We start from the raw sequence: 24853 nt of genomic DNA on the forward strand, positions 1-24853 counted from the left end.
TACCCCCTTATTTTTCTCTTAAAAAAGTAACTAGCTTCTGCAACGATTGAACAAAGGAAGTTACTTCTTCCTGACTGAATTGGGTAAGTATGTCCCCAAGCACGTCGTATAGCTTCTCTGTTCCTTCCTCTACTAGTGCTCTCCCTTTCGACGTTAGTCGTAAATAGACGATTCTGCGATCTTGCTCGTCACGTTCACGTTCCAATAGTTCTCTTTCAAAGAGACGATTGACTTGAGCAGTTACAGCACTTTTTCCAATAGAGAATTCATTGGCGATTTCTGTACTTGTAGTTGGTTCGTGCTTGGCTAAAAATCGTAAGGTCGCAAACTGATCTGTTGTAAGTTCTTGATGTACTTCGTCATTCATTATCACATTCACTCTACGATTTACTTCATTCATCGTGGAAGTATAGAGTTCAATGAGTTCATGAAGCTCAACCTTGTTCATTTTTCCACTCCCGTCCAATTGGTTTTACATGTAAATAGTTCAATTAGTGAACTATATAAAAATAGCATGCTTTGCATGGAAAATCAAGCAAGATAACATAAAAAGAAAATTCATGATAAACTAGACAAGAATCGACTCTGATTGATTAATAAGGAAAGTTTTTAGTATAGAGAAGGGAAGAGAATCATGAATAACGCTCATATTTGTCGATATTGCAGAAAGGAAATTAAAAATCGTGATGAGTTACTAACAGGCGTTAGCTGGTTTCGTATCCGACCGTTTCACTATGTTTGTTTTCAAAAATTAATCGGAGAAGCTGGTGTTATCTGGAACACATGGCGTCCGATTAACACGCAAGGAGGAAACATAAGTACCGTACTTATGCTTGCTTTAGTAATATGGATGGCAGTTAGTGATTTTAGAGGGATTTGGGGAGACTTACTTGGACTAGTAGCCTTTTACCCAGTATTGGTCCGTGTATTATCTTATGTTTTATATGAAAGAAAACTACCGAAGATATAGCCGTTTAGATGACGGCTATTTTTTTGTGAATTTGTAGGTTGAATGTAAAAAGAGAAAGTATTGTAGGAATCGACAATCAAGTAAGAAGGAAAATTTTGCGAGTTCACGTTTTATCTGGCCTTGTGGCAGAAGACGTGGAAGAAAGTAAAGAATATCACGGGTATTATCAGCCTAATGAAACGACTAGTGTGTAAGAGATAGGGGTGCATGTGCACGCCTATTCTCTTATGCTAAAATGAAGTTAATGACATGGGGAGGGAAGGATTGTGTACAAGAACATTTTTGATGAGATTGTTCGTATTCTTCATTATGACTATGCAGGGTTTCAAGATAAAAAAAATTGGGATAACCCAGAATTTTTCAGAAAAAAGATATCTACGAGTTTGGAGATTACCGACTATCAATTTGTTCGCCTTGTCCAAGATTATTTACTGGATTTTCGGGATAAGCATATTATTTTTAAACATAAATAAGAGACCGAACAAGAAAGTGTTGAAGTAGGTTTTTCTGTGAGAAGGTATAAGGATTATCTTTACATCGTTTCTACTAAACAGGAAAAGGGTTTGAAACCAGGATATGTTATCCGTGCATTGGATGGTATCCCAATACAGGAATTAATACAAGTTCATAAAAGACAATTAATGGAGGAAAGTGCGGAACGAGAAAATTGGAGTACAATCCTTCCTTTATACAGTAATGCAATCGTAACAGATGAAAAAAATACTACTTTCTCGATTCCGCTAAACAAGTATAGAATCGAACCTTTTGAACCTACGTATTCAATGGAGTCGCTCAATGAAAATACCTTGTTGATGACATTGACTGATTTTATGAATCACCAAGAGATTTCGAAGTTAATTACCCAAAACGAGCATCTTCTCCGTTCAACTGAAAACCTTATAATCGATGTACGTCTTAATAAAGGTGGAAGTGATCTGGCATATTTCGGATTGCTATCCTATCTTTTTGATGAAAAAGTGGTGAATCTATCTGATTTTGATGATGGAGCCTTGTTAACAAACTGTACGAAAAGAAATGTAGAGCTCCGAACAAAGTTGCTAAAAAGTAATTTGTTTTCAGTAGGGGATGAAGAGACTAAAAATCAAGTGAACATCTTGATTGATAAGTTAAAAGAGAATGAAGGAAAGGGGTTTGTTGAATTGGATTTATCAGACTTAGAGAACAGTTTGATAATCAATACGAAACCTGGACCATCTAAAGTAGTGATATTAGTAGATGTTTTCTGTGGCAGCTCTGGTGAGTCCTTTGTTGAAGTTTGCAAGCATTCTTCAAAAGTCACGGTTATAGGAAGAGCAACATTAGGATTAAATGATTATGCAAATCTTGCAAAGATGGAATGGGAAGGACGATTTGAATTATGGTATCCCACCTCGAAGCTAACAAAAGTTGATGAAGGGAGGGGAATGAATGGGGTAGGTATCCAGCCTGATATTTATATTCCCTGGACTCCTGAACATATTGTAGAGGATCAAGATTTAAAAGCTGCACTAGATTTACTTGCGGAGGATACATGTCTATACTAAGAAAGTCATAGGTTAATTTCTTTCCATAAATCTTCCGATTGTTTACAATATTATTGATTTGAAATATGTGAAAAGGAGAATGTGAGATGGGTTTATCAGATTCTGTTCAAGTTTTACATAATGGAGTAAAGATTCCGGCAGTTGGGTTAGGGGTTTATAAAATCGAAGGAAACGGGGTATATGATGCGGTGACGTCCGCGTTAAAACTTGGCTATCGCCACATCGATACTGCTGCTTTTTATGAAAATGAAGAAGGGGTTGGACGTGCGATCCAGAACAGTGGCATTGCACGGGAAGACATTTTTATTACAACAAAGGTTTGGAACGACCAACAGGGATATGAAAACACGCTAAAAGCATTTGATGAAAGCTTAAGTAAGCTAGGACTCGATTATGTCGATCTTTACTTAGTGCATTGGCCGGTGCCTGGAAAGTACAAAGAAACATGGAAGGCATTGGAGGAAATCTATCGAAGTGGGAAAGCGAAGGCAATTGGTGTTAGTAACTTTCTGCCACATCATTTGGATGACTTAATGGAAAGTGCAGAAATCAAACCGATGATAAACCAAATCGAGCTACATCCACAATTGTCACAGCTTGAGACACGAGCATACTGTCACAAACATGATATTATTGTGGAGGCTTGGGCGCCATTAGGAAAGGCTTCCTATTTTAATCATCCGACATTGCAAGAGCTGGCAGCAAAGTATGAAAAAACTCCAGCGCAAATCATCGTGAGATGGGATTATCAGCATGGTATCGTGACGATTCCGAAATCAACAAAAGCAGAGCGTCAAAAAGAAAATGCAGATATATTTGATTTTGAATTATCTGCAGAGGATATGAAAGCAATGGATGAAATAAACGAGAATAAACGTATGGGTTATCATCCAGATGAGTTTCCTTATTAATGGATAAAAGCCAAAGCAACGGAGAGGGGTCTCCTGCTTTGGCTTTTTTGTCGACTGAAAAAATATGTTACTATCCCATTGACTTTGAAAATGGGAAGGCATATACTTAAGAGGAAATTTATGAGAGGAGGTCACAAAAATGGAAAAAGGAATTGCAATGAACAAACACCAGATTGTAGGAAACTACAACTTCATATCGAACGTGACCTTCGCTGGACGTGTATTTTAATATTCGTGCACATAAATTTAGGCAGTAGTATATCTCGAACAGTTTCATAGGGATAATGACAGGTCACGTGAAAGAAGTCCGTGGCTATTTTTGTGCGTTTTTTTAACCGCATGCGTCTAGGGACGTATGCGGTTTTTTGTTTTGTTAGGTAGCAGGGGAAACCCATGCTTTCTATATATAAATATAAAAATTTGGAGGGATGATTGTATGTCAATCACTAAGATGATAATTGAAAAGTTGTTCAATGAAAGGAAAGAGAGCGGTTAGCAATACAAGTTTACAAGTTAAAGAAGGTGGCAGCATGTTTAATGTATTTATACGAGTGAATGGTAAATTTAACCAATACCTGAGAAGGTACACGTTCGTATGTATTATAAAATTTAAAATGAAATATAAACTTCCGATAGTGGATCGTACGGTATTTATAGTTTCACGAAATGAAAGTTAATAATGAAGGAGGAAGCGATTATGTCATTGACAAGACTAAAAATTGCAAAAAACGAAGAGTGGAAAGAGAGTGGCTAGCTATAAATCTATAAAAAGTAGGTGAACGCATGTTTCAAGTATTTAAAAAATTAGACTGGTTTTTCAAGAAATATTGGAAAAGATATACGTTTGCGATAATAGCACTTATAATTGGGAGCTTCATAGAAATATTCCCACCGAGATTAATCGGGATGGCAATTGATGAAATTCAATATAACACGTTAACGTTTGAACGGATTACGGAGATCTTGCTTATTTTTGGCGGACTAATTATTGCAAGCTATTCGATTAACTTTTTATGGGATTATACGTTATTTAGTGGAGCGATGATTATGGAGCGCACTATGCGCTCCAAATTAATGGGGCACTTCTTACGAATGACTCCAACCTTTTTTGGGAAAAACCGTACAGGAGATTTGATGGCTCGAGCTACCAATGATTTAAAGGCAATTTCCATGACAACTGGATTTGGAGTATTAACATTAGTAGATTCTAGTGTATTTATGTTATTAATCATTGCTATGATGGGCTTTTCTATTAGCTGGAAGTTGACCATTGCAGCATTAATTCCCTTGCCGATTATGGCAATCGTTATGCATAAGTATGGGAATGTCATTCATAACCGATTCACAGCAGCCCAAACGGCGTTTGGTGATATGAATAATGATGTGTTGGAATCCATTCGTGGAGTACGTGTTTTACGAGCTTTTGCTCAAGAGACACATGACAGGGAACGATTTCGAATCATGACAGAAGATGTGTATGAGAAAAACATCGCCGTTGCGAAAATCGATGCGTTGTTTGAACCGACGATGAAAATACTGGTTGGTTTATCTTATACGATTGGACTTGGATACGGGGCAACACTTGTGTTTCAAAATACGTTGACGCTAGGTGAACTTGTTTCGTTTAATGTTTATTTAGGAATGCTAATTTGGCCAATGTTTGCAGTAGGAGAGCTCATTAATGTGATGCAAAGAGGAAATGCCTCTTTAGATCGTGTGAATGAAACGTTGGATTATCAGGCTGATGTGAAGGATCCGAATAATCCACAATTAATTGGTAGCCTAACTTCCATTGACTTTGAGGATGTGAGCTTTCAATATCCCGAAACAGATACTCCGCAACTGTCACATATTCACCTAAAGGTGAAGCAAGGAGAAACCATTGGGATTGTTGGAAAAACAGGTTCTGGGAAAACCACCTTGTTCCGCCTATTGTTACGCGAGTATCCAGGAATTCAAGGCAGACTAAACTTATCAGGCGTTTCCATAAATGATATTCCTTTGGATGTAACGAGGAAATGGATTGGCTACGTGCCACAGGAACAAATTATGTTTTCACGAACGATTCGAGAAAACATTCAGTTCGGGAAAAGTGATGCGACCGATGAAGAGATTTATCGCGTCATGGAAATGGCGCATTTCGTTGATGATATTAAGAATCTGCCGAAAGGCTTAGACACAAAGGTAGGAGAGAGTGGGGTCACCTTATCTGGTGGCCAAAAACAGCGTGTTGCGTTGGCACGTGCGTTTATTAAAAATCCTAGTATTTTATTGTTAGATGATGCTTTATCTGCAGTGGATGGAAAAACAGAAGCATTAATCATTGAGCATCTCAAAAGAGAGAGAGAAGGAAAAACAACCTTTATTACAGCCCATCGAATGTCTGCCGTTCAGCATGCAGATCAAATCATTGTGCTAGATGATGGTCAGATTGTCGAGACAGGAACGCATGATGAGCTCATGGAAAAAGAGGGTTGGTACTGTGAGCAGTATAAACTGCAGCAGCTAGAGGAACAGGAGGTGAGCTCCTAATGAAGAAAACAACCGAGCGTCGCTTGTTTGATTATGCGATGCAATTTAAAAAGGTGATTTTGATTGGATTAGTATGTTTAGTTATTGCCGTTAGTCTGGAGCTGGCTGGTCCGTTCATTGCAAAACGAATAATTGATGAACATATTAATGGCATAGAAACAACATGGTACCAGGTCGCGGAAATGGATGATCGCTATACGGTTTCCTATGAGGGAAGCTACTACAAACGAGCAGACCGATTGGAAGCAAATGATAAACATATAGGAAGCGCAACTATTCTGCAAGTGAAAAGAGCCTATTACTTTATTCCAGAAGAAGTAACGCTTGAAGGAAAACGAGAACTTAAAGACGGGACAATCACGATTCAAACGGGTGAGCAAGAAATATCCGTACAAGGAGAACGTTTATCCCTCTCTGAGCTTTATCCTTTCTTCCAACCAGAGCAACGGCCAATTATGTATTTACTTGTCTTATATGTAGCGCTACTCCTAATTGCAGCGTTCTTTCAATTCGGAAAAACATATAACCTTCAGAAGGCTAGTAATCGAATTGTACAGAAAATGCGAAATGACGTTTTTGCACATACGCAAAAGGTGCCAATAAACTACTATATTAATCGACCAGCAGGAAAAATTGTTGCTCGCATTACAAATGATACGGAAGCCATCAGAGATCTTTACGAACGTGTGTTATCTGTATTCATAACGAGCTTTATTTACATGGCAGGAATTTATATTGCACTGTTCATTTTAGATATTCGATTAGCATTATTCTGTTTACTACTCATTCCGATTATCTATATCTGGATGAAAGTATATAAATACTTTGGTTCCAAGTATAACAAGGTTGTTCGTTCCACGATTAGTGAGATCAACGGAAATATTAATGAATCGATTCAAGGGATGCCAATCATTCAAGCATTTCGAAAAGAGAAGCAGATAAAGGAAGAGTTTGAGGCTCTGAACACGAGACATTTTACGTATCAAAGAAAGCTTGTAAAATTAAGTGCGTTAACCTCGCATAATCTCGTCAATGTGCTTCGAAATATCGCATTTGTGACCTTTATTTGGTATTTTGGTTCCCAGTCGTTAGGCATAGAAAGCATTGTCACAGTTGGGGTGCTTTATGCGTTTGTGGATTATCTAACTCGGTTATTTGAACCAGTTACGAATATGGTGAATCAGCTTCCGTTATTAGAACAAGCCCGAGTAGGGGCAGGAAGAGTGTTCGAGCTATTAGATGAAACTGGTGAAGAACCAATTCATACAGCTATTGATAAATATAAAGGGCATGTTGCTTTTGAGAGTGTATCTTTTTCCTATAATGATGAAGAATATGTATTAAAGGATATAAACTTTGAAATCTTGCCGGGACAGACCGCAGCGTTTGTAGGGCATACTGGATCTGGGAAAAGCTCGATTATGAATCTATTGTTCCGCTTTTATGATCCCCAAAAAGGCAAGATAACGATTGATGGTGTGGACACACAAAGCTTATCTCGCCAACAAATCCGAAGCCACATGGGAATTGTATTACAGGATCCTTTCTTATTTACTGGAACGATTTTGTCGAATGTAACAATGAATGACCCGGATATTTCCCGGGAAATGGCGATTTCTGCTTTAGAAGCAGTAGGTGCCGACAAATTCATCAACAAATTACCAGAAAACTATGATGAACCAGTTAAAGAAGGTGGTTCGACATTATCCATGGGAGAGCGGCAACTTATCTCTTTTGCACGTGCTTTAGCGTTTGATCCATCGATTTTAATTTTAGATGAAGCAACAGCAAACATTGATACGGAAACGGAATCGATTATTCAACAAGCATTAGAGGTCTTGAAAAAAGGAAGGACTACACTTGTGATTGCACATCGATTATCCACGATTCAACAAGCAGATCAAATACTTGTATTAGACCATGGAGTGATTAAGGAAAGAGGAAATCATAATCAATTACTAGAAGAAGAAGGCTTGTATTACCAAATGTATCAAATGCAAAAGGGACAATTAAACCGAAAAGTAATGTAAGGAGAACCCTCTGATTAATACGAATCAGAGGGTTTTCTGGTAGAATAGGTTTAATATCATTTTAGTAAAAATCATAATGCTCGAGCATGAGGTGAAGAGATGAAGGAACAAGATCATGATGTGATGGATAAGGATTTATACGAAGATCTGACTCATGAAGAGATGCTGGAGATATTAGAAGAAGAAAAGAAGCAAGGGAAAAAGTCGTATCAAAAAACGAAAAGCCGGTTTCCGAAGTGGCCGTTTTGGCTAATTGCGGTTGCTTTATTTATTCAAGTCATTGCAATGGTTCCAAAAAGCTTTCCAATTGCAGCCATTGATTTCCTCTCTACGTCCTCACGACTTATGACAGATTCAAATATTGACGAGTATCAAAAGGCGGTAGTGGTCGTTGAAGCGGGAGCCTCGCGAGGAACAGGTTTTGCTTACACGGAAAATGGGCTCATCTTAACAAACCACCATGTAATAGATGGTGCGCTAAAAGAGCAGATTTACGTTGCTTTTCCAGAAGCGGGACTTAAGGACGCAAATATAGTAGCCGAATATCCAGAAATTGATCTAGCACTATTGCAAGTAGAATCTGAGGATTCTGTTCCTTTTTTACCGCTAGCTGAAAAAGCAACATTTAAAAAAGACGAACATATTTACTTTATCGGGAATCCTCTTCGATTTGAGGGCATTGCTAACGAAGGAGAAGTCATTGGCTATACGTCCATAGAAAGTATGGATAAAGAAGTACTCATGTTGGATGCTTCAGTCTATCATGGCAATAGTGGGAGTCCAGTTATTACAGAAGAGGGGGAGGTAATGGGGATCATTTTTGCAACCCTCGACCACCCAGAGCATGGAAGAGTTGGACTGGCTGTTCCAATCGATTACTTTCACGATGTGTATCATGATTAATCCTTTTTCCCTAAATGAAAGGAAAGAGGACACCGGTTTTATGCATCCCACATGTTATTTTTCTAACAATAAGATTAAAAAGTAGGTAAAAAGCAGTAGATTTTGACAAAATTTTTAAACAAAATGTAATCATCTTGTCCTCGTTTATATAGAGAATGTCGGGTATTGTATACTTATTATCAACAAATCTTGGAGTCTATTATGAAGATAAATGGTTTATTATATAAAAATGGTCGATATTCTAAAAAGGAACGGTATGTAACACCCATAAATGCTTATAAAAGTACGAAATATATAATAGCTGGAGGGGATGACAGTTGATTTCGAACCGGTTCAGAAAGACTAACAATGATTCCCTAGCTAGCCAGGTTCATCTTGTCCAGCAAGGTGATGTAGAGCTTCAAAATCAGCTGATTGACGCCTATAAGCCGTTTATCGCAAAAACGGTATCGGAAGTGTGTAAACGATATATTGATCCGACATTGGACGATGAGTTTAGCATAGGCTTATCAGCTTTTAATGAAGCAATGCTCGCCTATTCCTCGGAACGGGGAAGTGCTTTTCTCTCGTTTGCTAGACTCGTTATAAAAAGAAAAGTAATCGACTATATTAGACAGGAACAAACGAGATTAGTAGCGGCCTCTTTGGATGAAACATACGACGAAGACCAAATGGACAATCCATTGGAGATTAGTGCTGCAAAAGCCTTTCATCAGGAAGAAGTGGACCAATGGTATAGAAGAGAGGAATTGTCTGAGCTAGAGATGAAGTTGAAGGAATATAAGATTTCGTTTAAAGAACTAACAATGGTTTCACCTAAGCATCAAGATGCTCGTGAATCTGCGATAAAAGTTGCAAGACTTTTATACGAAGATCAAGAGTTGAGAGAATATGTGTATAAGAAAAAGAAAATCCCTATAAAGTCCCTTGTAAATCGAGTAAAAGTAAGTAAAAAAACATTAGAACGAAACAGGAAATATATATTGGCAATCTTTGTTATTTTAAGCGAGGATTTTTTATATCTCCGCGACTATTTAAAGGGGGTGGGGCAGTGAATAAAGGCGTTGTGGTTAAGCACCATTTTAGGTACACCATTGTCCTCCGACGAGATGGTTCGTTTGTAAAAGCAAAACCAATAAAAGAAAAAAGTGTTGGGGCCGAGGTTACTTATGAGGAAAAGGAAGCTCATAAACTGGGCTCCCTTTTCCTTGCTAAGCCGGCTGCAGGTATTCGTCTTCTCGCAATGGTCATGGTTCTCTTGCTAATTGCTTCACCTCTTTATTTATGGAATGCACAGGATAAAGCATATGCTTATGTAAGCATTGATATCAATCCTAGTGTTGAATTAGAAGTAAACAAAGATATGGAAGTCATTAGTATTCACGCGGTTAATGACGATGCCAAATCTTTAATTTCTATGCTTGGAGACTGGAAAGGGAAACCAATTGATCAAATTACTGGTCAAATTGTGCAAATCAGCAAGAAAGAGAATTGGTTATCCGAAGAGAAAACGGTTTTAATAGGTATTTCTTATGAAGAAAGTGGCGAAAAAGAAGCGCATGTAACAAAGGTGCTTGATGAGTACTTTAAAAAAGACGCGCTATTAACGGTAGCGATTTTCGAAGTTCCACCATCTATTCGTGCTCAGGCACAGGAACAGAAAAAATCGATGAACGAAGTCATGGCTGCATCCTTGCCTAGTCTAACTAAATCAGAATTAGCCAACCAAATGGACGATAAAGAAAGAGAAATTATTCGAACTTATTTTGATTATAAAAAGCAAACCGTAAAGAAAGAAAAGGCGATACCTACCGAGCAAGACACAACGAAGGAGGAGAAAAAAGAGACTTCTTCGAAACAAAAGCAGGATATGGAGTCTATACCAACTAAGGAAGCACCAGAAAAAACGAAAACCACTATGAAAGAAGAAGCGACTAAGACAAAACAAAAGCAAAAGATTACGAAATCAGAAAAAAAAGAAGAAAAGCCGAAAAAACAAAAAACGAATCCAAACAAACCAGCAGTTGAAGAAGAAGAAAATGTTCTAGGCCTGGACTTAGACGAAGCTGCGATTCGTGAGGCGTTGCTGGAGTGGAAGCAAAATCCTGAGGTAATACCACCAATTCTTAAGGAATTACCAGAACAAATTAAAGAAGAATTAGAAATCCATCTAGAGATAAATTCAAATTCGATAAAATCGATAGAGGATATTTTTGATTTACTAGATAGATAAAACTCCTGTCCGTAAGGACGGGAGTTTTTTGCGTTACTATGAATGGTAAAAGCGACCTTCCAAGCATATTAGTTAGTATTTAGAAAGAGCTATTTGATGTACATTCAATTAAATAGCTGTTGACTTCTTTTTCTATTGCAAGAAAACGTCAATTCGTACTATGATACTTTTGAAAACGCTTTAATAACGTCGGGTGTTTTGTTCCGGTATTTAATAATGCTGATAGATAATCAAAATGGATTCTAGGGGGGAGTTAAATGGTCCAATTATGTAAAGTGCTTATCGTGGATGATGAAATGCTGATACGTCAAGGAATTATCAATTATATGAATTGGGAGTCAGAAGGCTTTCAAATTGTTGATCAATCATCGAATGGGGAAGAGGCTTTGAGTCTTATAGAAAAGCATAAGCCACATGTTGTGATAACAGATATTGTAATGCCTGTCATGGATGGAACGGAATTGGTGAAGGTTATCAAAAGGGACTACCCAGATATAGAAGTGGTGGTGCTAAGCAGCTTTGAAAATTTTGACTATGTTCATTCTACCTTTAAGGAAGGCATAGTGGATTACATTTTAAAACCAAAGCTGACTAGCGAGGAATTATTAGAGTCTTTGTACAAAGCGGTGAAACGAATTCCTAATTTTGAATTTTGCAAGAATACACAAAAAATAAAACCTTCTACTTCTAAACAATTACAACAAGTTATTCATGGCTCTCAAGAAGTGGATAAACTACCTTTACTGGACTTTTCGTATCCTTATTTCTGTTTGATATTCTTTTTCAGTGCTTCTAATCGCTATCCTACTAGAAATTACCTCTCAACTACTTTATCTCGTTATGTTACCTCCTACCAATTAGAAGAGTTAGTTCGAGATGAATCCGAACTCACGTATCTAGTAAATATGAATAGGCAATCCTTTGAGCCTCTAAACACGAATGTTCAAGCATTAATGGGAAGAATAAGAGCAGATTTTCCAGATTTACAGTTGTTTGTCAACCATTTCTTTTCTAATGTCCGATCATTAAAAGAAGAGTATGAACGTTCAAAAGCTAGAATGAAGCAACTAGCTTTTTATCTTCCTACTAAGTCCATCTTTCTTCCGGATCTTTTACTAGAGGAGTCGGAATCCCAGGTAGAATTAGACCGAACAAGCGTAATGAAGCTTTACAAGCAACACCAGGTCGAGGAGGCAATTTTTCAATTGTTGGATTACATCGATAGTTTGTCCAAACAGTATGATCTGCCAGTTGAGGAGTTTAAATCCTTAATAGGAAACCAAATGTTCGATATCATCGTTGCACTTGGAAGCCTAAACTATAATACAGATTCTTTAGAGAGAGATAAATATAGTCTTTTTACCACTTTAAATGAAGCCAAAACAGTTAAAGAGGCTTTACTGCCTTTTTATCAATTTTTAGACTATACACGAGACATTGCGGCACCGAAGAAAGTCAAACGACAAGATGGGAATATGAAGAAGTTGTTAGAATATGTGAATCAACATTATGCCGAGCCTTTGGGATTGACAGAGTTAGCTGAGCATTTTCATTTTAACCCTTCCTATTTATCTAATTACTTTAGCACTCACCACGGAGAGGGCTTTAGTGAATATGTGAACAAGGTTCGAATTACGAAAGCCTGCGAGCTTTTAAAAAAATCGAAACAATCTATTTCCAATATAAGTGAGGAGGTAGGATATTCTGATCCAAGTTACTTCAGTAAAGTGTTCAAAAAAATGGTTGGTGTGTCACCGAGTCAGTTTCGACGGGATGAAGTCTCATGAAACGATTATGTAGAAATATTTTACGTACTATTCGTCAAAATAGTTTATTTTTCAAGATATTATTTGTTACATTGATTAGCATTATTACAGTTTCTGTCCTCATTACCTTTAGCATATTCCGAATGTCCACCGATTTATTTATGGAGACGTTTAGTATCACGAATAACAAAGTGTTAGACCAGATTAAAACTAGATTTGAAGACTTTAGCTACTCTATTGTCAATACTGCGATTGAAGTGCAAAACAATGGCACGATTAAAAGAGTTCTTTCTAGAGAAGGAATGAGCTCTATACAAACAGCAACGTCTTCGTATGATGTGGTTAACCAGCTGGAGCGCATTTACTTAAATATCGAACCATATGATGCAAACCTAGTTCTATGGGGAGAGCATCAGCATTTGTTCAATATGAACTATAGCTCATGGCCAATCTCCTGGAACCAATTGGATGAGCTCGATTTGACTCGAGACACGTTTCGTCACTCAAGCGAAATTCTATATCGATATCTTCCACCCAATGATTCACGAAAGGAATCACTCATTGTAGCCTCGAAAGCGTTGAAACAAAGGTCTTCTAATCACATTTATGGCATCCTGTATATGTCGATTAAAGAAAAGGACTTAAAGGAATTCTACGTGAGCTATACAAGTGAGGAAAATCAGGTTTTCTTGTTAGATAGTGAGGGAACGATTGTTTCTAGCAGCCTGGACCAAATGATTGGTGAGAAATCAACAGAGCTTCAGAAAGCGTCAAAAGAATTTAGTGAGCGAGATTTGAACTACCAAGAAATTGAGCTTTTTGGAGAAAATAATATTTTACTTGCGGAATACCTCCCAACCTTCAATATGTACTTGGTGAATACGATTAGGAAAGAATCGGTCATGGATCACATAGTGAATATGAAAGAAATTATCTTCATTAGCCTAGCGATTGTAAGCCTAGCGGTTTTTCTTGTCTTTCTAATTTCTAGGAGGATGACGAAATCACTTAGTAAGCTTGTGGAGCAAATATCGGATATGGCGAAATATGACTTTAATAAGCGGATAGCAGAGGATGGGGGATATGAAGCGAAAAAGCTTGCCCATGCTTTCAACTATATGTTGAATGAGCTGCATGAGTATGTCGAGATTATTGTGGAGACTGAAAAAAAACAAAGAAAGGCAGAACTTGAAGCCTTACAGCATCAGATTAATCCCCATTTTTTATACAATACACTTGCTTCCGTAAAGTTTATGGTACAGCAGGGGCAAAAAGATAAGGCAACCGACACTATTCATTCTCTCATTTCTCTTTTACAACATGCACTTCGTGATGTAAATGAAACGATTACTGTGGAACAAGAGCTTATAAATCTGAAACACTACGTACAAATTAATCAAGCTAGGTATGGGGATCGAATCCATGTAAGCTATTTTGTTTCTCCTTCTAGCTATGTATGCCGAATCCCGAAGCTCATAATCCAGCCTTTTATAGAAAATGCTTTTTTCCATGCCTTTACTCATAAGAAGGAAGGATTTATACAAGTACTCATCTCCGAAAACAAGGATTTTCTTTTATGTGAAGTTGTGGATAACGGGGATGGGATGGAATTAGAAAGCTTAGCAAGTGAATCAAATCGGTATAAGCGAAATAAGCAATTGTTTAGTGGGATTGGAGTATCCAATGTCCATAATCGTATTCAATTGTTATACGGAAGAAGCTACGGCGTGGAGATATCTAGCGAGGTAGGAGTGGGAACCAAGGTACAAATCTGGCTGCCTAGTCAAATAGACTCTAACCAATCTAAAGAAAATACTTATATATAAAAAAAATCCAAGTCAAGATTGGTAATGTTCTTCCACCTAAATATATTCCAACTCATGTTCTAAAGATCGTTCTAACGATCTAATTTTTTTGGTGTTATGATAAACACATATTAGTAAGCGCTTACAAAAAATAAGGGGGTTAGTTCATGAAGAAATGGTGGAGTTTGATAGCACTTATTTTTTGCTTAGTAGTTTTAGCTGCCTGTAATTCAGGAGAAGAAAAAGCAAGCTCAGGTGGTGAATCAGGTAGTAAGGATGATGCGATAACGGTTTGGGCATGGGATCCCAAATTTAATATTGCTGCTCTAGAGAAAGCGAAAGAATATTACGATGGCGAGAGTGAAATAAACGTTAAGGTGATAGAAAATGCTCAAGACGACATTATTCAAAAGCTGAATACTGGTCTTAGCTCTGGGACAATGAAGGGAATGCCAAATATTGTTCTTATAGAAGACTATCGCGCTCAAAGTTTTTTAAAGTCATATCCTGATGCTTTTTTTGAAATTTCGGATTACATCAATAAAGATGACTTCGCACCATATAAAATTGCAACAACAAGTATGGATGGAAAGCAGTATGGATTACCATTTGACTCAGGAGTAACTGGTCTCTACGTTCGAACAGATTACCTAGAGCAAGCTGGCTACACCGTAGAAGATTTAACCAATATTACTTGGGAAAAATATATCGAGATTGGAAAGGTCGTGAAGGAGAAAACAGGTAAGGATATGCTTACCCTAGACCCGAGTAATCTTGGGGAGCTACGTATTATGATTCAAACCGCAGGGGTTTGGTATGTGAAAGAAGACGGAACAACTCCATATATAGAAGATAATGAAGCTTTGAAACAAGCGTTTCAAATTTATAAAGGCTTAATGGACGCTAATATTGTCAAGATTAATTCAGATTGGAGTCAGTTTGTTGCTGCATTCAATAGTGGTGATGTAGCTTCTATACCAACTGGAAATTGGATTACTCCAAGTGTAAAAGCAGAAGCCTCTCAGTCTGGGAAGTGGGCGATTGTTCCAACTCCAAAATTGTCGGTGGGTGGTTCGGTTAATGCATCCAACCTTGGAGGAAGCTCTTTCTATGTGCTGAACATAGATGGAAAAGAGAAAGCGGCGGAATTTTTAGCGAACACCTTCGGGTCCAATAAACAGTTTTATCAAGACCTTGTTACGGATATTGGAGCTATTGGAACGTACCTTCCTGCAGCGGGTGGAGACGCTTATAATCAACCAGATGAGTTTTTTGGTCGTCAAAAGATTATCTCTGATTTCTCTACTTGGACCGATAGTATTAAAGGAGTCAACTATGGCATGCATACCTATGCTATCGATGATATCTTATCGGTGGAAATGCAAAACTACTTGGATGGAAAAGATTTAGATACGGTGTTAAAAGATGCCCAAGCGCAAGCAGAGGCCCAAATTAAATAAGCCAGAATTAACTTTTATTGGGGGTATTCCACGGAACTCGGTGGTACCCCCAATACTTTGGAGAAGGGGGATGCAAATTGGGACATCTGTTAAAAAAGAATACCATTGGATGGTTCTTCATCTTAATCTCGGTTCTGGCAATCGGTTTGTTTTATTTTTATCCAATGATTCAGGCCCTTCTTTTATCCTTTCAATCTGGAATGGGTGCGAATCTTCAATATGTTGGGTTGGATAATTACGTTCGACTATGGAATGATCCGTCCTTTATGGCGGCACTCGGAAATACATGCATTTATTTGATTGTTCAAGTTCCGATTATGATTATGCTTGCTTTAGTTTTTTCCGTTTTACTGAACGACACAACCTTAAAATTTAAAGGGCTTTTTAGGACGGCAATTTTCTTGCCATGTGTTACTTCATTAGTTGCTTACTCGGTTATCTTCAAGTACTTATTTGGTGTAGATGGACTTGTTAATTATTTTCTAGTGAAGCTTGGATGGATGACTGAAGCGATAAATTGGTTAGCGGATCCATTATGGGCAAAAGTCATTATCATTCTTGCCATTACGTGGAGGTGGACAGGATACAATATGATTTTTTATTTATCTGCCTTACAAAATGTCGATCGAACTATTTATGAAGCGGCAAGGATTGACGGGGCATCTAACTTACAACAGTTCTTTCATATCACAGTACCTATGCTTAAACCAATCATTCTATTTACATCGATTACGTCCACGATTGGAACGTTACAAATCTTTGATGAAGTGATGAATATAACGAATGGCGGTCCAGGAAATGCGACACTTTCCATATCACAATATATATATTTCTTATCATTTAAGTACACACCTGATTTTGGGTATGCCGCAACAGTGTCCTATGTAATAGTAGTGCTTATTGTGGTGTTATCGATTATTCAATTCAGAGTGGCGGGTGACAGAAATGATTAAAATAAAACGAATATTCACCTATGTATTTCTATCGATTGCATCCTTGATTTCCATTTTTCCATTTCTATGGATGCTAGTGAGCATGACGAATAGTTCAGTGGATGTAACAAAAGGACGTTTACTTCCCGGAACGCATTTTATAGAGAATCTAAAAGAATTGTTTGCAACGGTAGATTTAATACCTGCATTTGTTAATTCTACGATTATTGCTTTTGTCACTACCTTTCTAACCTTGTTAATTGCTTCCTTAGCTGGTTATGGCTTTGAAATGCACCGTAGTCGTGGTAAGGATTTCGTGTTTAATTTGTTACTATTATCCTTAATGATTCCATTTGCCGCAATTATGATTCCGTTATATCGCTTCTTTGGAAACATTACCTCTGTTTTCCCTGCGATTGGAATTGATACGTTATCAGCTGCTATTCTTCCAACGGTTACCACGGCTTTTTTTATCTTTTTCTTCCGGCAAAACACAAAGATGTTTCCGAAGGAATTAATCGAAGCGGGTAGAATAGATGGTCTTAGTGAATTAGGGATTTTCTTTCGAATCTATGTTCCTACGATGAAAACCACCTATGCTGCGGCGGCGATTATTGCATTCATGAATAGTTGGAATAATTACTTGTGGCCGTTGGTTATCTTGCAGTCACCTGAGAAAAAAACAATTCCTCTGTTAATTTCAAATCTAGGTGCAGGATACGCCCCTGATTATGGGGTTATTATGACGGCGATAGTTATCGCAACCTTGCCCACAGCCATTGTATTCTTCTTTATGCAAAAGCATTTTGTTGCGGGAATGATGGGATCTGTGAAAGGCTAATAAACTTTTAGAGGAGAAGAGTATGCCTATTTTTTATAACGAAGCAAATCAAGAGTTTCATTTACAAACAAGTGAGGCAAGTTATATATTTCATGTTCTTCCCAATGGTCAGCTCGGGCATCTGTATTATGGAAAACGCATGAAGCACCGACCATCTTTTCAACACCTTTATTATGTGAGAGAGCAGCCAAATACTGCAAATGTATTCGAGAATCATTTGGATTTCTCTTTAGATACTGTGCAGCAAGAATATCCTTCCTATGGGACTACAGACTTCCGAGAACCTGCTTATCAAATTAAGCAGCCATCTGGGAGTAGGATTACTGATTTTCGCTATATCAATCACCGAATCTATGTTGGTAAACAAAGACTAGAAGGATTACCAGCTACGTATGTTGAGAATGAGAGGGAAGCAACCTCTGTTGAAGTGGTTTTAGTAGATGAGCTAATTCAAATGGAACTGATTCTTCAATACAGTGTTTTTGAAGAGCGAAATGCTATTACTAGATCGGTGTATTTTACAAATCATGGAGACCATATTACTTCCATAACAAGGGCCATGAGCGCTAGTATTGATTTTCCGGATGCAGAATATGATGTAATGGAACTAGCTGGTTCTTGGGCAAGGGAACGTCATGTGAAAAAAAATAGACTCCATAAAGGAATCCAGAAAATAGGGAGTACGCGGGGAGCAAGCAGTGCGCAGCATAATCCGTTTATTGCCTTAAAGCGACCACACTCTGATGAAAATCAAGGAGAGGTGTACGGGTTTAGTTTTGTTTATAGTGGCAACTTTACAGCACAAGTAGAAGTGGATCATTATGACGTTACTCGTGTCATGGTTGGGATTAACCCTTTTGATTTTGAATGGCAGTTACAACCTGGGGAGTCTTTTCAAACACCAGAAGTGGTGATGGTGTTTTCAAACAAAGGTTTGAATGGGATGAGTCAGACATTTCATTCCTTGTATCGAGACAGATTGGTTAGAGGGAAATGGCGTAATCAGGAACGACCGATTCTTATTAATAATTGGGAAGCCACCTATTTTAACTTCAATGAGGAGAAAATTTTGGAGATTGCAAAACAAGCAAAGCAAGTAGGGATCGAGCTATTGGTTTTGGATGATGGCTGGTTCGGTATGAGGAATGATGATACGACATCGTTAGGAGACTGGGAAGTAAATAAGGCTAAAATTCCAAGCGGTATCAAAGGGTTAGCCAAGAAAGTCAATGAGATCGGACTTGACTTTGGATTATGGATAGAACCGGAGATGGTTTCTAAACAAAGTAAGCTCTATGCCTTACATCCGGATTGGGTGATACAAGTGCCTGGAAGAAGGCTATCGCAAGGACGGAATCAATATGTCTTGGATTTATCGAATCAAGAGGTAGTGGACTACTTGTACCGAACATTCAAACAACTGCTAGAGGAAGCCTCGATCTCTTATATCAAATGGGATATGAATCGTTATATGACGGAAGTTGGTTCGACTTCGCTACCTGCATATCGCCAAGGTGAGGTGGCGCATCGGTATATGTTAGGAGTCTATCAATTGTATGAACAATTAACATCTGAATTTCCAGATATACTTTTTGAGTCTTGCGCAGCTGGAGGATGTCGATTCGATCCAGGTATGCTCTACTATGCTCCACAAGTATGGACGAGTGATAACACGGATGCCATCGAACGGTTGAAAATTCAGTATGGTACTTCCTTTGTTTATCCTTTGAGTTCAATGGGTGCTCATGTCTCCTCTATACCGAATCATCAGGTAGATCGTATAACAAGTTTAGATACGAGAGCAAATGTGGCCTATTTTGGTGTGTTTGGCTATGAATTGGATATAACAAAAATGGATGAAATGGAGCTTCAAATCTTGAGGGATCAAATTCTGTTTTATAAGAATAATAGAAGATTTCTTCATGAAGGAACATTTTATCGATTAAAGAGTCCATTTAACGAAAAAGCTGGAAGCTGGATGGTTGTATCACGGGATAAAACAGAGGCATTGGTCGGGTATTATCGAATGTTGGCCCGGGCAAATGATGGATTCCATCGATTGACTTTAAAGGGGCTAGATGATGATTCTCAATATGAGCTTTTAGGTACAGATGATTATTTCTACGGAGACGAGCTCATGCATGCTGGTATAATCATAGATCGTTATAGGTCGAATCAGGAAAAAGGTGACTTTTCATCGAACTTGTTTCACTTTTTAAAAAGAGAGGAGTAATAGGATGATTAATGAACGATTACCAAAGATATGGCATGGCGGAGATTATAACCCTGAGCAGTGGGATGCATCAATTTGGGATGAAGACACTCGAATGTTTAAATTGGCTGGTATTAACGTAGCCACACTTAATGTTTTTTCATGGGCTCGCAATCAGCCTGACGAGCATACGTATGATTTTGACTGGCTAGATGAAACTATTGATCGTCTTTATCAGCAAGGGATCTATACCTGTTTGGCTACAAGTACGGCGGCGCATCCTGCTTGGATGGCAAAACGCTATCCAGATATTCTTCGAGTGGATGTTCATGGTAGAAAGCGAAAGTTCGGAAGTCGTCACAACTCTTGTCCTAACAGTCCAACATATAGAAAGTACGCGGAACAGATAGCGGAAAAGTTAGCTGAGCGATATAGTGAGCATCCTGCTGTTCTAATCTGGCATATTTCCAATGAATATGGCGGCTACTGCTACTGTGACCAATGTGAGAAAGCGTTTCGTGTTTGGTTAAAGGAAAAGTATGGAACGGTTGAAAAGCTAAACAAGGTATGGAACACGAGCTTTTGGGGACATACGTTTTACGACTGGGATGAAATTGTTCTCCCTAGCTTTTTGAGTGAAGAAAGAGAAGGAAATGAATCCGACTTTCAAGGAATTTCATTAGATTTTCGTCGTTTTCAGTCTGATAGTTTATTAGATTGCTATAAGCTGGAATATCAAGCAATTCGCAAGTATGATTCACAGAACCCGATTACCACTAATTTGATGGGTACTTTCCCAATGCTAGACTATTTTAAATGGGCTAAGGAAATAGATGTTGTCTCATGGGATAACTATCCTGCTATTGATACACCTATTAGTTACACAGCGATGACACATGATTTAATGAGAGGATTAAAAAGTGGTCAGCCATTTATGTTAATGGAACAAACTCCTAGCCAACAAAACTGGCAGCCCTACAACTCATTAAAACGACCAGGAATAATGCGGTTGTGGAGTTATCAAGCATTGGGGCGCGGCGCAGACACAATCATGTATTTCCAATTGCGCCGTTCGATAGGGGCTTGTGAGAAGTATCATGGGGCTGTGATTGAACATGTCGGACATGAGCACACTAGAGTGTTTCGGGAAGTAGCCGAAGTCGGTAAGGAATTAACGCTCTTGTCTGAGCCACTGCTTGACTCGAGGGTTCCCGCAAAAGTAGCCATTGTGTTCGACTGGGAAAATAGATGGGCAGTGGAGCTATCTAGCGGCCCCTCTATATCTTTGGATTACGTAACAGAGGTTCATAAGTATTATAAAGCGTTCTACGAGGCCAACATTCAAGTGGATATGATCGGGGTAGAGGAGGACTTAAGTAAATATAATGTGGTGGTCGCGCCTGTCTTGTACATGGTTAAAGACGGATACGAAGAAAAAATCGAAGCCTTTGTGAAAAATGGGGGTACATTTCTTACTACCTTCTTTAGTGGTATTGTAGACGAGCACGACTTAGTAACCTTGGGAGGGTATCCAGGTAAACTACGAGAGCTTCTAGGTATCTGGGTAGAAGAAATCGATGCACTTCACCCTAGTGTAACGAATGAAATGATAATGAAAGAATCTTGGGGAAAGCAACGTTATACGTGTCATTTACTTTTTGATTTGCTTCACACCGAAGGAGCAAAGGTAGTCGCTGAATACGGATCCGATTTTTATAAAGGGATGCCGGTTGTAACTAGAAATAGCTTTGGTAATGGAGAAGCTTGGTATGTTGCTTCTAGCCCAGATGATAGTTTTTTGGGGGATTTAATTGGGCACTTATGTGAAAAGAATGATGTGCGCCCATTTCTTAAGGTCCCAAAAGATGTGGAAACATCTGTACGAGAAAAAGATGGAAAAACATACGTATTTGTACTTAACCACCGTGACGACTCTGTAGAGATTGACTTGCAGGATGAGCGTTATCTAGACTTATTAAGGGAGGAATTCTGTAGCGGTAAGATACTATTAGAACGCAAAGGGGTTCTGATTTTAGAAAAATAGAAAATGACACAGCCTTTGGTCGGATTTGTCCCGATCAAAGGCTGTTTTTACGACTAACCATATTACCTCACCATTTGTTGATTGCATAGCGGATGAAGTACAATGAGAGTAAGCTAGATAAAATAACGTGATGAGGTGAAACCATGAACATACCTCGAATAGGGATTGTCGGTTTAGGGGGAATTGCTCAGAAAGCATACTTACCAACGCTGACAAAAGAAACAAATTGGAAGCTAGTCGGTGCTTTTTCCCCTACCAAAGAGAAAAGAGACCGTATATGCCAGGCGTATAGAATGGAGAGTATAGAAAGTTTAGAGACTTTAAGTGGTCAAGTGGATGCAGCATTTGTACACACTTCCACACCGACGCATTTTTCCGTTGTGAAAGCGCTGTTAGAACGAGGAGTAGATGTTTACGTAGATAAACCACTTGCGGCAACACTAGAAGAAGCAGAAGAGCTCGTGGAAATAAGTGAAAAACGAAATCGCAAGCTTATGGTAGGTTTTAATCGACGTTTTGCACCGTTTTACCGAAAGGCAAAGGAGCTTGCTTCAGACTATGTATGGGTGCATATGGAGAAGCACCGAATGAATGGGGTGGGTCCTCACGATTTTTCTTTCACCATGTTGGATGATTATCTGCATCTGGTAGATACATTGAGATGGATAGGACTTAGCGAATTGCAAGTGGCTAATCACTTTGTTCAAACCAATGAAAAAGACCAACTTGTATTTGCTAAACATATGTATCAAAATGAGCATGCTATTTTCTCATCAGCCATGCACCGAGAATCTGGTTCAGGATTAGAAAAGCTAGAAATATTTGGAGTAGATCAAATTATCCGAGTAGAAAACTTAACTCGATTAGAAGTGGAACAAAATAATCAAGTTCAAGTAACAGAACCAGGATCATGGGATACGTTATTAAAGGTGCGTGGATTTGAGGACAGTGTCCAGCATTTTATCGACTGTGTAATAGATGATCAAAAGCCAACTATAGATGGTGAAGAAGCTCTTCGATCTCAACAACTACTTCAGCAATTAGTATCAGAACTGGTACACAAGTAAGGAGAATAGTGGAATGTCAAAGCTAGATTTATCCCAATTTGAGAAAAAATTAGTTGTACGAAATATTGAAGAAAAAGATATCGACCAAATTATTGCTCTTCAGCTCATTTGCTTTCCTAATATGGAACCGTGGAAACGAGAACATCTAGTTAGTCACTTAAATCACTTCCCGGAAGGCCAATTCTGTGTAGAATATGACGGGCAGATTATTGGAAGCTGTTCAAGCTTACTTTTAAACTTTGATGAGTACGATGATAAGCATACCTGGGACGATATTACCGATGGTGGATATATCACTAATCACAACCCAGAAGGCTATAACATGTACGGGATTGAAGTTATGGTAGACCCGAATTTTCAAGGGATGAAAATAGGGAAGCGTCTCTATGAAGCAAGAAAGGAACTTGCTAGAGAATTGAATCTGAAAAGTATTATTATTGGCGGTAGAATTCCCAACTATCATAAATATGAAGATACGCTCACACCGAGAGAGTATGTCGAAGAGGTTAGCAACAAAAATATTTTCGATCCAGTCCTAACGTTTCAGATAATGAACGGGTTTTCCGTGATGCGGATTAATCCAGGTTATTTACCGGATGACCGCCAATCTGCTAAGTATGCGACCTTGATGGAATGGAACAACATAGAATACCTTCCTAAGACGAAGCGTCATTATAAGACGGCGTTTCCTGTCCGGATTACCGTTATCCAATATATGATGAAGGATATTGAATCCTTTGAGGAATTTGCAAGACAAGTGGAATATTATGTGGATGTTGCCTATGACTTTGGCTCCGACTTTGCTGTGTTTCCTGAAATTTTCACGACACAGCTCATGTCATTCTTAGAGGAAAAAGTCCCATCAAAAGCAGTACGAAAGCTTTCGGAATACACCGAGGATTATATCGAACTATTTACTAAATTGGCTGTAAAATATAATGTGAACATTGTGGGGGGATCCCACTTCGTTGAAGAGGACGATCACATCTATAACATTGCCTACTTGTTTAGACGAGATGGAACGATTGAGAAGCAGTATAAATTACATGTCACACCGAACGAAAAAATGTGGTGGGGTATAAACGCCGGAGATAAGGTGAAGGTATTTGACACGGACTGTGGAAAAATTGCGATACAGATTTGTTATGATATCCAATTTCCAGAGCTGGCTCGTCATGCAGCGGATCAAGGAGCGAATATCATCTTTGTTCCGTTTTGTACGGATGATCGACAAGGATATCTTCGTGTTCGATATTGTGCTCAAGCAAGAGCAATTGAAAATCAAGTTTATACGGTTATTGCAGGAACTGTAGGAAACTTAACACAAGTGGAGAATATGGATATCCAATATGCTCAATCCGGGATATTCACCCCTTCCGATTTTGAATTTGCTAGAGATGGAATTGTCGGAGAATGTCATCCAAACATTGAGACAGTTGTAGTAGGAGATGTAGATTTAGAAATCCTACGTCGTCAACGTAAAACAGGTACGGTTCGACAGCAGCAAGACAGAAGAAAAGATTTATTTGAATTACGATATAAAAAAGCAGGGATGAACGAATAAAATACCCCCGTAGTTATTTTACCAACTACGGGGGGTTTT

At 38.4% G+C, this 24853-nt stretch carries 19 protein-coding genes; 18 read left to right on the forward strand and 1 reads right to left on the reverse strand.

All coding sequences use genetic code 11. The annotated features are described in order from the left end of the window. Positions 1-7: 7 nt before the first annotated feature. Positions 8-448 (reverse strand): MarR family winged helix-turn-helix transcriptional regulator, encoded by a 441-nt coding sequence (locus tag FN924_RS05200; protein WP_143892403.1) that lies wholly within the window; start codon positions 446-448, stop codon positions 8-10. Between the two features lie 186 nt (positions 449-634). On the opposite strand from FN924_RS05200, the gene FN924_RS05205 reads away from it, so the two are divergent. From FN924_RS05205 to FN924_RS05285, 18 genes are all read left to right on the forward strand, one after another. After that, on the forward strand, positions 635-970 hold the full coding sequence (locus FN924_RS05205) for a hypothetical protein (protein ID WP_143892405.1): 336 nt from the start codon (positions 635-637) through the stop codon (positions 968-970). Positions 971-1236: 266 nt separating this feature from the next. Next, complete coding sequence (locus FN924_RS19245) at positions 1237-1443, forward strand: hypothetical protein (RefSeq protein WP_228409578.1); 207 nt, start codon at positions 1237-1239, stop codon at positions 1441-1443. 36 nt (positions 1444-1479) lie between these two features. Beyond that, entirely contained in the window at positions 1480-2514 is a 1035-nt protein-coding gene (locus FN924_RS05210; protein WP_228409579.1) for a S41 family peptidase, read from the forward strand. An 86-nt stretch (positions 2515-2600) separates the two neighbouring features. Then, positions 2601-3425: an aldo/keto reductase gene (locus FN924_RS05215; protein WP_143892407.1), complete on the forward strand. Its 825-nt coding sequence runs from the start codon at positions 2601-2603 to the stop codon at positions 3423-3425. A 783-nt stretch (positions 3426-4208) separates the two neighbouring features. Continuing rightward, on the forward strand, positions 4209-5957 hold the full coding sequence (locus tag FN924_RS05220) for an ABC transporter ATP-binding protein (protein ID WP_143892409.1): 1749 nt from the start codon (positions 4209-4211) through the stop codon (positions 5955-5957). Then, entirely contained in the window at positions 5957-7987 is a 2031-nt protein-coding gene (locus FN924_RS05225) for an ABC transporter ATP-binding protein (protein WP_143892411.1), read from the forward strand. Before FN924_RS05220 ends, FN924_RS05225 begins: the two co-directional genes overlap by 1 nt. Positions 7988-8086: 99 nt before the next feature. Further along, a complete protein-coding gene (locus FN924_RS05230) occupies positions 8087-8890 on the forward strand; it encodes a S1 family peptidase (RefSeq protein ID WP_228409580.1) in 804 nt (267 codons plus the stop codon). A gap of 317 nt (positions 8891-9207) precedes the next feature. After that, positions 9208-9945 carry an RNA polymerase sigma factor SigI gene (sigI, locus tag FN924_RS05235; protein WP_143892413.1) on the forward strand — a complete coding sequence of 246 codons (738 nt, stop codon included), beginning with the start codon at positions 9208-9210 and terminating at the stop codon, positions 9943-9945. After that, on the forward strand, positions 9942-11123 hold the full coding sequence (locus FN924_RS05240) for an anti-sigma-I factor RsgI family protein (RefSeq protein ID WP_143892415.1): 1182 nt from the start codon (positions 9942-9944) through the stop codon (positions 11121-11123). The genes sigI and FN924_RS05240 overlap by 4 nt, the downstream gene beginning before the upstream one ends. Before the next feature lie 257 nt (positions 11124-11380). Continuing rightward, a complete protein-coding gene (locus FN924_RS05245) occupies positions 11381-12910 on the forward strand; it encodes a response regulator transcription factor (protein WP_143892417.1) in 1530 nt (509 codons plus the stop codon). After that, positions 12907-14715, forward strand: a complete 1809-nt coding sequence (locus tag FN924_RS05250; protein ID WP_143892418.1) for a cache domain-containing sensor histidine kinase — start codon at positions 12907-12909, stop codon at positions 14713-14715. The genes FN924_RS05245 and FN924_RS05250 overlap by 4 nt, the downstream gene beginning before the upstream one ends. A gap of 146 nt (positions 14716-14861) precedes the next feature. Beyond that, entirely contained in the window at positions 14862-16154 is a 1293-nt protein-coding gene (locus tag FN924_RS05255; RefSeq protein ID WP_143892420.1) for an ABC transporter substrate-binding protein, read from the forward strand. 77 nt (positions 16155-16231) lie between these two features. Next, entirely contained in the window at positions 16232-17107 is an 876-nt protein-coding gene (locus FN924_RS05260; protein WP_228409581.1) for a carbohydrate ABC transporter permease, read from the forward strand. Beyond that, on the forward strand, positions 17100-17927 hold the full coding sequence (locus FN924_RS05265; protein WP_143892422.1) for a carbohydrate ABC transporter permease: 828 nt from the start codon (positions 17100-17102) through the stop codon (positions 17925-17927). The genes FN924_RS05260 and FN924_RS05265 overlap by 8 nt, the downstream gene beginning before the upstream one ends. A 22-nt stretch (positions 17928-17949) precedes the next feature. Beyond that, the gene (locus FN924_RS05270; RefSeq protein WP_143892424.1) at positions 17950-20160 is read left to right on the forward strand and encodes an alpha-galactosidase; all 2211 of its coding nucleotides are present in this window, start codon (positions 17950-17952) and stop codon (positions 20158-20160) included. Positions 20161-20164: 4 nt separating this feature from the next. Further along, complete coding sequence (locus FN924_RS05275; RefSeq protein WP_143892426.1) at positions 20165-22183, forward strand: beta-galactosidase; 2019 nt, start codon at positions 20165-20167, stop codon at positions 22181-22183. 143 nt (positions 22184-22326) lie between these two features. Next, on the forward strand, positions 22327-23250 hold the full coding sequence (locus FN924_RS05280) for a Gfo/Idh/MocA family protein (RefSeq protein WP_143892427.1): 924 nt from the start codon (positions 22327-22329) through the stop codon (positions 23248-23250). A 13-nt stretch (positions 23251-23263) separates the two neighbouring features. Next, complete coding sequence (locus FN924_RS05285; protein WP_143892429.1) at positions 23264-24814, forward strand: bifunctional GNAT family N-acetyltransferase/carbon-nitrogen hydrolase family protein; 1551 nt, start codon at positions 23264-23266, stop codon at positions 24812-24814. Positions 24815-24853 lie beyond the last annotated feature (39 nt).

Origin of the sequence: Radiobacillus deserti (genome assembly GCF_007301515.1) — a bacterium.
GTDB lineage: Bacteria > Bacillota > Bacilli > Bacillales > Amphibacillaceae > Radiobacillus > Radiobacillus deserti.

Bases quoted from the DNA above. Each gene is read 5' to 3' on its own strand.
- FN924_RS05200 (WP_143892403.1), bottom strand. From the start codon at position 448: ATGAACAAGGTTGAGCTTCATGAACTCATTGAACTCTATACTTCCACG.
- FN924_RS05205 (WP_143892405.1), top strand. From the start codon at position 635: ATGAATAACGCTCATATTTGTCGATATTGCAGAAAGGAAATTAAAAAT.
- FN924_RS05215 (WP_143892407.1), top strand. From the start codon at position 2,601: ATGGGTTTATCAGATTCTGTTCAAGTTTTACATAATGGAGTAAAGATT.
- FN924_RS05220 (WP_143892409.1), top strand. From the start codon at position 4,209: ATGTTTCAAGTATTTAAAAAATTAGACTGGTTTTTCAAGAAATATTGG.
- FN924_RS05225 (WP_143892411.1), top strand. From the start codon at position 5,957: ATGAAGAAAACAACCGAGCGTCGCTTGTTTGATTATGCGATGCAATTT.
- FN924_RS05230 (WP_228409580.1), top strand. From the start codon at position 8,087: ATGAAGGAACAAGATCATGATGTGATGGATAAGGATTTATACGAAGAT.
- FN924_RS05245 (WP_143892417.1), top strand. From the start codon at position 11,381: ATGGTCCAATTATGTAAAGTGCTTATCGTGGATGATGAAATGCTGATA.
- FN924_RS05250 (WP_143892418.1), top strand. From the start codon at position 12,907: ATGAAACGATTATGTAGAAATATTTTACGTACTATTCGTCAAAATAGT.
- FN924_RS05255 (WP_143892420.1), top strand. From the start codon at position 14,862: ATGAAGAAATGGTGGAGTTTGATAGCACTTATTTTTTGCTTAGTAGTT.
- FN924_RS05265 (WP_143892422.1), top strand. From the start codon at position 17,100: ATGATTAAAATAAAACGAATATTCACCTATGTATTTCTATCGATTGCA.
- FN924_RS05270 (WP_143892424.1), top strand. From the start codon at position 17,950: ATGCCTATTTTTTATAACGAAGCAAATCAAGAGTTTCATTTACAAACA.
- FN924_RS05275 (WP_143892426.1), top strand. From the start codon at position 20,165: ATGATTAATGAACGATTACCAAAGATATGGCATGGCGGAGATTATAAC.
- FN924_RS05280 (WP_143892427.1), top strand. From the start codon at position 22,327: ATGAACATACCTCGAATAGGGATTGTCGGTTTAGGGGGAATTGCTCAG.
- FN924_RS05285 (WP_143892429.1), top strand. From the start codon at position 23,264: ATGTCAAAGCTAGATTTATCCCAATTTGAGAAAAAATTAGTTGTACGA.